This window comes from Sabulicella rubraurantiaca (genome assembly GCF_017355885.1).
Lineage (GTDB): Bacteria > Pseudomonadota > Alphaproteobacteria > Acetobacterales > Acetobacteraceae > Roseococcus > Roseococcus rubraurantiacus.
This window is the reverse complement of the sequence record NZ_JAFEUU010000040.1, coordinates 1-8,730: the sequence shown is the minus strand read 5'-3', so window position 1 is coordinate 8,730 and position 8,730 is coordinate 1. Positions and strand designations below refer to the sequence as shown.

General features: G+C 58.7%; 8 protein-coding genes and 1 pseudogene. 7 read left to right on the top strand and 2 right to left on the bottom strand.

Annotated elements, in window-relative coordinates:
* The 6 genes from JTJ31_RS24100 to JTJ31_RS24075 form a co-directional block, all read left to right on the top strand.
* On the top strand, positions 1-531 hold a 531-nt coding region (locus tag JTJ31_RS24100), incomplete at its 5' end, for an SDR family oxidoreductase (protein WP_207541289.1).
* A 247-nt stretch (positions 532-778) separates the two neighbouring features.
* Positions 779-3,652, top strand: coding sequence for a rhamnosyltransferase WsaF family glycosyltransferase (locus JTJ31_RS24095; protein ID WP_207541288.1), 2,874 nt, complete (start codon positions 779-781; stop codon positions 3,650-3,652).
* 45 nt (positions 3,653-3,697) lie between these two features.
* Complete coding sequence (locus JTJ31_RS24090) at positions 3,698-3,928, top strand: hypothetical protein (RefSeq protein ID WP_207541287.1); 231 nt, start codon at positions 3,698-3,700, stop codon at positions 3,926-3,928.
* Positions 3,925-5,076 (top strand): tetratricopeptide repeat protein, encoded by a 1,152-nt coding sequence (locus JTJ31_RS24085; RefSeq protein ID WP_207541286.1) that lies wholly within the window; start codon positions 3,925-3,927, stop codon positions 5,074-5,076. The genes JTJ31_RS24090 and JTJ31_RS24085 overlap by 4 nt, the downstream gene beginning before the upstream one ends.
* Positions 5,077-5,133: 57 nt before the next feature.
* Positions 5,134-5,817, top strand: a complete 684-nt coding sequence (locus tag JTJ31_RS24080; protein ID WP_207541285.1) for a CatB-related O-acetyltransferase — start codon at positions 5,134-5,136, stop codon at positions 5,815-5,817.
* A 149-nt stretch (positions 5,818-5,966) separates the two neighbouring features.
* The gene (locus tag JTJ31_RS24075; protein ID WP_207541284.1) at positions 5,967-6,254 is read left to right on the top strand and encodes a transposase; all 288 of its coding nucleotides are present in this window, start codon (positions 5,967-5,969) and stop codon (positions 6,252-6,254) included.
* A gap of 65 nt (positions 6,255-6,319) precedes the next feature.
* On the opposite strand, the gene JTJ31_RS24070 is transcribed toward JTJ31_RS24075, so the two are convergent.
* A complete protein-coding gene (locus JTJ31_RS24070) occupies positions 6,320-7,450 on the bottom strand; it encodes a transposase (protein ID WP_207541283.1) in 1,131 nt (376 codons plus the stop codon).
* A 179-nt stretch (positions 7,451-7,629) separates the two neighbouring features.
* Between JTJ31_RS24070 and JTJ31_RS24065 the strand changes: the two are divergent.
* Positions 7,630-8,124 (top strand): annotated as a pseudogene (locus JTJ31_RS24065) (hypothetical protein).
* 12 nt (positions 8,125-8,136) lie between these two features.
* Here the strand turns inward: JTJ31_RS24065 and JTJ31_RS24060 are convergent.
* The coding region (locus JTJ31_RS24060; protein ID WP_207541282.1) for an IS630 family transposase at positions 8,137-8,730 on the bottom strand (594 nt) is incomplete at its 5' end.

Below are 8,730 nucleotides of genomic sequence, written 5' to 3'. Positions count from 1 at the left end.
GCGCCCAATCCGCTCGGCGCCTATGGCCGCACCAAGCTGGCCGGGGAATGGGCGGCGCTGGCGGTGAACCCGAAGACGGCGGTGTTCCGCACCGCCTGGGTGTTCAGTGCGGTCGGGCGCAACTTCGTGAAGACCATGCTGAGCGTCGGCGCGCAGCGTCCGGAACTGCGCGTGGTGGCGGATCAGCACGGTAACCCCACCGCCGCGCCCGACCTCGCCGACGCTCTGGCGGGCGTGCTGGCGCGCATCCGCGACGACGGATGGCAGGACAAGCATCGCGGCGTGTTCCACATGGCCGGCGGCGGTCACACCAACTGGCACGCATTCGCGGAGGCGATCTTCAGCGCCGCCGCGCCCTTCGGCGGGCCGCGACCGGTTGTCCATCCCATCGCCACGCACGAATACCCGGTGAAGGCCACGCGCCCCGCCGATGGGCGGCTTGAGCAGCGCAAGCTGCAATCCGTGTTCGGCGTCGCGCTGCCGCCCTGGCAGCAAGGGCTGGAGCGGGTCATCCGGGCCCTGCACCCCTGACGCTCCCGCGCATCCTCGTCTTGCTTTCCACCTTCGACGGGGAAGCGCATCTCGGCGCGCAGCTCGATAGCCTAGTTTGCTCTGAGCCGCCCGGGTCAGGACCATGACCAGATCGTGCCTTCCACCTGCCTCACCATTCCTGAAAATCTACCAGACCGGGTTTTCCCGGATCGACGCCAAAGGAAGGGGCACGATATGAGCGCGGGAGACCATCAAAGTCAGTTCAGTACGGAGTTCTACGAGGAAAATGTCATACGACACCGAAGCTCGCCGTGCAGATCTTGTAGCATCGCAGCAAGTCTTAGAAGAGGACCCCATCGCGTTCGGCGAGTCCGATGGGCGCGCTATAGAGCCTGCTGGCCCGAGCCATCGCCAAGAGGATCCGGTTCAGCGTGATATTCTGATCGTGCGGGCCGCATTTGATGCCGAATATTACTGCGCGACTTATCCTGACATTCCTGCGGCTAAGATCGACCCGCTCGAGCATTTCTGCGTATTTGGATGGCAGGAGGGGCGCGATCCCGCGCCGTGGTTTTCCACCCGGGCCTATCTGCGGCTCCACCCAGATATCGAGGCGCTGGGCCAAAACCCATTTGCGCACTACATCGCGTTCGGCGAGTCCGAAGGGCGCGCTATAGAGCCTGCTGGCCCGAGCCATCGCCAAGAGGATCCGGTTCAGCGTGATATTCTGATCGTGCGGGCCGCATTTGATGCCGAATATTACTGCGCGACTTATCCTGACATTCCTGCGGCTAAGATCGACCCGCTCGAGCATTTCTGCGTATTTGGATGGCGGGAAGGGCGCGATCCCGCGCCGTGGTTTTCTGTCCGCCATTACCGAGAAGTATACCAGGAATTAGAGGGTAATCCGTTTGTTCACTACATACTTTACGGAAAAGACGAAGGGCGGCGGATTTGGCCAGCCAATTTTGACGGGCCCCGTGAACTTGAGGTGGAAGCTAGTGCGTCACTCGTTTCCGATCCTGCTCTCCTTGATCTAATCCGTTTCAAAAGCAGTGGCACATCTTCGCGAAACACGAGCTTTGACCCGAAGTGTCTTCGAGTGCATTGGGTCATTCCAGATTTCCGTCCTGGAAGCGGCGGCCACATGACCATCTTCCGAATGGTCCGTTGGCTTGAGACGTTTGGCCACGAATGTACTATTTGGATCAGTAATCCTTGGCATCACGCCTCGGCTTCGGAAGCATACGATAATATTCTGAAATATTTTCAGACCGTCCGTGCGCCTGTTCACTTTTGCGAAGATGGCTTCTTGTCGGCTTCTGGAGAGTGCGTGGTTGCGACCAGTTGGGACACCGTCCAGAAAGTATCTGCTGCGACCAATTTCGCGGCCAAATTTTATTTTGTACAAGACTTCGAGCCTTCGTTCTATCCAGTCGGCAGCCAGTCACTCGCCGCTGAACTGTCCTATCAGTACGAAGATTTAGCCTGTATATGTGCGAGTCCGTGGCTATCGAAATTAATGCGCCGGCGATATGGCCGCTGGGCACGACACTTTTGGCTGGCCTATGACCGAACAGTATATCATAGCGCGGGGCCCGAAATCCGTGGAACGAGTGTGCCAAGAATCGCCCTTTATGCGAGAAATTCAACGCCTCGCCGCGCGGTGGATCTAGCGATTTTGGCGCTTGAACTGCTCGCTGAGCGAGGGGTGAAGTTCCAGGTTGACCTCTACGGGGCGGAACTAAATTTTGTTCGGGCTAAGTTTCCGGGGACGCTGCATGGTATTCTCGACGCTCCTGAACTCGCGTCACTCTATCGCCAGGCAGATATTGGCGTATGTTTCTCGGCAACAAATTATTCTCTGGTGCCTCAGGAAATGATGGCTTGTGGTCTTCCTGTTGTTGAACTTGATGTCGAAAGTACACGAGCGATCTTCCCAGAGGGGGTAGTCTCTAGAGCTGCTCCCGCCCCGGCCGCCATTGCTGAAGCTATCCACCGACTTATCGTGTCGCCTGAACTGCGTCGGGAACAGGCGCATCGAGCACGTGCATGGGTGCAGCAATTCAGTTGGGAGAAGTCAGCAAGGATAGTCGAGCGCGCCTTGAAGCGGCGCCTCATTGAGACTGGGAACAAGCCCGCAATCACTGCCCATGGCAGCAGCCGACGTCATAGACTTCAGAGAACGGCTCCGAAAGCTAGTATATGCATCCCGACCTATAACGGCGGCGCGCTATTGGCTGACGTAGTTGATCGCATAAACGCCCAGCGCGCTCCCTGGCCATTTGAAATAGTAATTGTTGATAGCAGTTCACAAGATGGCTCATTTGAAAAAATCTCCCAAATGCCACGTGTTCAAGCGTTCCAGATCCCGCAGCGCGAATTCGGTCACGGAAAGACTCGGAACCTTGCGGCCCGGCTGTCAAAGGGCGAATTTATCGCATTCTTGACGCAAGATGCTATGCCTGCCGATGAGGACTGGCTATACAATCTCGTTTCGAGTTTAGAGCATTTTCCAGATGGGGCAGGTGCCTTCGGAAAACATCTTGCGTGGCCTAATGCATCGCCGTTCACTCGGCGTGATTTAGCGAACCACTTTGCGGGTTTTCTGAATTTCCCCATTGCTGTCTCGAAAGATACCGACCACCTGAAGTGGAGCAGTCAGGACATTGGATGGCGACAAGTCTTGCATTTTTATTCCGATAATAACTCATGCATGAGGCGCGCCATTTGGGAGAAATTCCCCTACCCCGAAGTTGAATTCGGAGAGGATCAGGCCTGGGCTAACACAATCATTGAGGCGGGTTTCCAGAAAATTTATGCGCCGGACGCTACAGTTTTTCATTCACATGACTTCGACCCGAGGGAGTCTGAGGTGAGAAGCTTCGAGGAGGGCACATTTTTTCGCAAATACTTCAATTACAAAGTTTATGACGATGAAGTGCCCTTTGACACCCAGTTAGAAGCGATGAACACTTTCGACGTAACGTGGGCAGCAAAACAAAAAGTTGGGACGGCAGAACTGCAGCGTCGTCTGGCGGATAACGAAGCTCGCCTCCGCGGGCTACGCCGTGCGTCTCTCGCTCAGGATCTTGACGCCCCAGGCAGGCCACTTGTTTATCAAGCGGCTTCGGCGCCTCGGCGGAAGCGGCGAACGTAGTTCGCCAACGCTGATGGATGCACTTTCAGACAAGGATAGGCTGCGATGGTCTGGTACTTGGATCTGATTGGTGGACGCAAGGCTGCCGGGACGCCGGCGCAGGAAATTGAGCGCCTGTGCCCAGCTTTGAGCGAAGCAACGGCGCCTGTTCCTCTTCCTCCATCTTGCGCTGATACCGCGTTTACCGGAGATACCTTGGTGTTCAGTTGGCTTAGACCACAAACTTCGTGCAATCATCAGTCAGCAGTCAACATCTTTGAATTGTCCGAAGAATGAAGAACGTCCTTTTCGATAATGGCGTCACTGTGATCGCTCATATACGCGCGATCGAAAATAATGGGCGCCTCGTCATTACATTCGACCCAATGACCGCGAACGATGTAAACGCGGATGGGTACGCAGAACGGTTTCTAATAAAGCGGGGATATGATGTAATCAGTGTGCAAAAGCGTAGAGATAATTGGTTTCAAGACCTCAACCTCGACAATTTTATTGCTGCCGTCGGCCGTGTATGTCGGAGCTACGATGAAGTTTTTGCATATGGATCTAGCATGGGCGGATATGCCGTATTGTACTTCTGTTCGCTGCTAAATATTCGCATTTTGTCGATTTCGCCCCGAGTCTCCATACATCCGAATACCCCGGTGGCGATACCCGGCTTCGACAAGCGCATAGTTACGTTCGCTCACCATCCGCTGCGAGATGTCGTTGACCACCGTGCAGAGCCGTTGATTATCTACGATCCCCACGATCCTACTGACGAACATTATGTCGAAGTCGAGGCAAAAGCAGCGTTTCCAAATGCCAAGATCGTCAAGGTTCAGCATGGCGGACACCCAGTCGGGCATGCTTTGATGGAAATGGGTTTGCTGAAGAGTTTCGTGACATCTTTTTTGGAGGGCAAGGAGCCTGACTGGCAATCAGTTAGAGGGAACCGCCGCAAGTCGAAGACGTACCTATCGAACTTAGGTGTACATTTGGCCTCTCGAAAGAAGCACCGAGTCGCGATAAAATTGATGGAACGAGCGATAAGTATCGACCCACATCGCAGCGATTATTTCATACAGAAGAGTTTGTCCGAAGCTGCAATGGAGCAATACGGCGAAGCGCTGCAAAGTGTGCAGCGGGCTATTTCTCTTGACCAGAAAAATGACGCCTACTATGTCCACTGGTCTAGTGTTTTGGATCTGGCTGATAGCCCCCTGAACTCGTTGAAAGCGGCAAATTTGGCTATCTCGCTTAACGATGCTAACGCCATGGCTTATGTTAGGCAAAGTATCTCTTTGTTCAAACTTGCAATGTACGATCAGGCAATCGTGAGCGCTCGCAACGCTGTCAATTGCGACCCAGATAATAAAATATACATTGATCATCTTGAGAATATGTTGTTCGCTGCGTCGGCAAAACAAACAGCCCTACAGTGAGGGCGATAAAATTTTTTCTCAATCAGAGCCTGTCTCGACCGCAAGGGGGGCAATGAGATGCTGCTATCCGAACTGAAAGCTCGGCGAAACTGTCGAGTGCTGCACTGTGAGGCCCATAATGTTATATTATCTATGGAGAGATCTGTATTTCTTGATCGTGTGCGCCTCGAAGGCGGGGTTTCATTCGGTGCGCACACCTACGTGAACTTTGGTTCTGACATTCGTCATACGAAGATTGGGCGCTACTGCTCAGTCGGGAGCCGAGTGATTACGTCTCCGGGGCGGCATCCTTTAGATTGGATGAGTACCCATCCACTGGTCGTGCGGCGGTCTACAACCAGATTTTTTGAAAACACAGACCGTGTCGTTCGCATCGGAAATGATGTGTGGATCGGTGACGGATCAAAATTGATGCCTGGAATTTCCGTTGGCCACGGAGCGATAATAGCCGCGGGGGCCGTGGTGACAAAAGATGTTCCTCCGTACGCTATCGTGGGGGGGGTTCCCGCAAGGATCATCCGGTTCAGATTCAACGAGGATACGGTGCAACGCCTTCTACGCCTTGAGTGGTGGAACTATGATTTCGCCTCTGGTCAGTTCTCGATCGACTTCTCTGATGTGGACAATGCGGTTTTGGCGGTTAGCTCCGCCATAGCGCAGGGAGTGTTGTCGCCGATAGGCGACGATCTCAAAACAGTATCTACCTATGGGTTAGACGTCTTGGATACATCGGGCGTATGAAGTATGTTTCAGCGGCAGTTCGAGAAAGGCTTGGTGCGGCGCGGCCGGGAGTGATTCAAGCTGGGATGTGGACGCAAGAGACCCGAGGCCGGATGGCCAAGCTTGGTCAGACGACGAAGCGCGACCCCTTCTGACCTGACGGATTAGGAATGGGCGCGGATCGAGCCGCCGCTGCCGAAACCGTCTCGACGGGCCGCAAGCCCTCGGTCGGCCTGCGTGAGATGCTAAATGCGATGCGCTACACGGCGCGCAGCGCGGGCGGGTGGCGGATGCTGCCGGTTTATTTCGGTCCCTGGCAGACAATCTACTGCTGGTTTCGGCGTTTCGTCCGGCGCCTGCTGTTCCAGACCATTCACGACCGGGCACTGCTTGGATGCTGGACCGCGAAGCAGCAGGCCAGAAGGCCAGCCCCACGGGCAGGATGCCTGGTAGCGTGACGGTGAAGGCCCCTTCACTGAGGTGCGGGGCCCCACACCGAGGTGCGCCCTGGTCTCCTGAAAGGTCACTTCCAACCGCCAGCGCTGGACAGACCAACATAGGATCTGTTCGGGCGTCCGATCAGGATCATTGCACAGCAGGGCTTGCGGCGCGAACCGACGATGGGGATCACGGACCAAGGCCCAGCGGATCGGCACGACGGGCATTCCGCCATGGCGCCATCATGCGGGTCACTCTCGTCAGCCCGCGCTGCGTTCGACCCTTTGCGAGGTGAACTATGATGGCACGCCGACACGGACCGCAGCCTCTGAACCTGATCGCTTACAAGGCCTGACCTCGACTCGTATGAGGCGACTAGGCAAGCGGCGTCGCCATTCTCGTCGGGTGGGCGGGGGTAAGCCGGGCAAAGGCAGCGGAGGCCCGCTGCGTCACTCGTATCCGGCGGAAAACGGGGGTTCCCACCAGTTGCCTCATTCGGGGCAGGCCGGCTCGGGGCGGTGGGACCCATCTTTGGCGACGGCTTGACAAACCCCGTCGAGTTCCCCGCCAGGGCGACGGCGGTGATCTTTCGGATGCGGCCGCGGATCTCGCCGATGCGCTCCGTGAACCAGCGCGCGAGCGCGCTGCTGGGTTGGTAGCGCAGCCAGAGCCAGGCGAGCTCGACCATGCTCTTGCGGAGGAGAGGGTTGCCGGCTTTGGAGATGCCCTGGTGCCGGTCCCCGCTGGTGAATGGACTGGGCGTGAGCCCGGCACAGGCAGCCACCTCCTTGCGGTTCGCAAAGGGGCGGTACAGGGCCTCGCGCACCAGCACGGTCGCAAGCTCGTTGCCGATGCCGCCGAGCCTGGCGAGCATCGCCACCTTCGCCACGTCGGCATCGTCCGCGGCTGGCGCCGCCACGGCGGCGTCGCGCTCGGCCTCCACCGCCCCGACCTGCTCCAGCACGAGTTCCAGTCGCCCGAACTCGCGTTCGATCTCCTGCCGCAAGCGTGGCGGCAGCGCTCGTCCGTCACCGGTTCGAAGTTCATCGAGGCGCACCCGCCGGTCGCGTCGCCGGGGGAGGAACTCGTAGATGCCCTGTGTCGCGAGCAGGCCCTTGATCCGGTTCACGTGCTGCACGCGTTCGGCGATCAGCCGCTCGCGCTCGCGATGGGTGCGGCGCGCATCCTCGCGCTCGACCGAGGCGCGAGGGCGCATGCCATTCTTGACGCCATCCGCAAGCGCTGGCCGTGGCCGAAGTACATGCTCGCTGAGGCCGGCTAGGACCGCTCCAAGGTGATGGAGGAGGCTGCCTTCCTCGGCTGGGCACCTCCAGAAACCTCTCGCGCTGGCGCCGTTCGGCTGATTCACTGACGTGGATCGGCGTGGGGGAGACGATGGTTCGGCAGGCTGGGTTCTTCGACGTGGAGGAGCGACTGCGGGAACCGTCGGCCAACGGCGATGACCTCGAGCGGATCGCGGTGCTTGTCGACTTCGCGCAGTTCCGTCCGGAGTTGGAACAGGCTGCGCCTCGCTCGGATGGCAGCAAAGGCGGACGTCCCGCCTTCGATCACGTCCGGTGCCCGACGGCAGCACCATCTCGGCCTTCCGCGAGGCGCTGAAGCGGGCCGGCGCGGTGGAGCGGTTGTTTGCCCGGTTTAATGCCACGCTGCGCGAGGCCGGCTTTCCGGCCATGGACGGGCAGGCGACCGATGCCCACGCGGACGCGGCGGGCCAATGCGGCCAAGTCGACGGTGCGCTCGGCGATCGAGCACGTCTTTGCCCGGCAGAAGGGGCCCATGGCGCTGGTCGTGCGCACTATCGGCATAGGCCGGGCCACAGTGAAGATCGGCCTCGCCAACTTGGCCTATAACCTGAAGCGGTTCGTCTAGAGCAGAATCTGCTTATTCGGGCTCATATCCGGCGGCGGTGAAGTAGTTGGCGCACTCAGCTGGCGTGAAGGCCGGCAGTGCGTCGCGGATGGCATCCCAAAGGTCTTCGATGGTGCGGGCGGCGGCTTTTCGCAGCAGGGCCTTGAGCTTGGCAAAGGCGTTCTCGATCGGATTGAAGTCCGGTGAATAGGGGGGCAGGAAGCGCAGCATCGCGCCCGCGCCCTCGATGGCCTCGCGCACGCCGCGCGGTTTGTGCGCCGGCAGGTTGTCCAGGATCACGATGTCCCCGGGCCGCAGCGTCGGCACCAGCACCTGCTCGACATAAGCCAGGAAAGCACGACCGTTCATCGGCCCGTCCAGCACCATGGGCGCGGTCAGGCCCGACAGCCGCAGCGCGCCGGTGAAGGTGGTGGTCTTCCAGTGCCCATGGGGCACCGCCGCCCGGCAGCGCTGGCCGCGCGGGGAGCGACCGCGCAGGCGCGCCATCTTGGTGCTGGCGCCGGTCTCGTCGATGAAGACCAGGCGCTCGGGGTCGAGGTCAGGCTGGGCATCGAACCAAGCCTGACGCCGCGCGGCGACGTCGGGCCTGTCCTGCTCGGCCGCGTG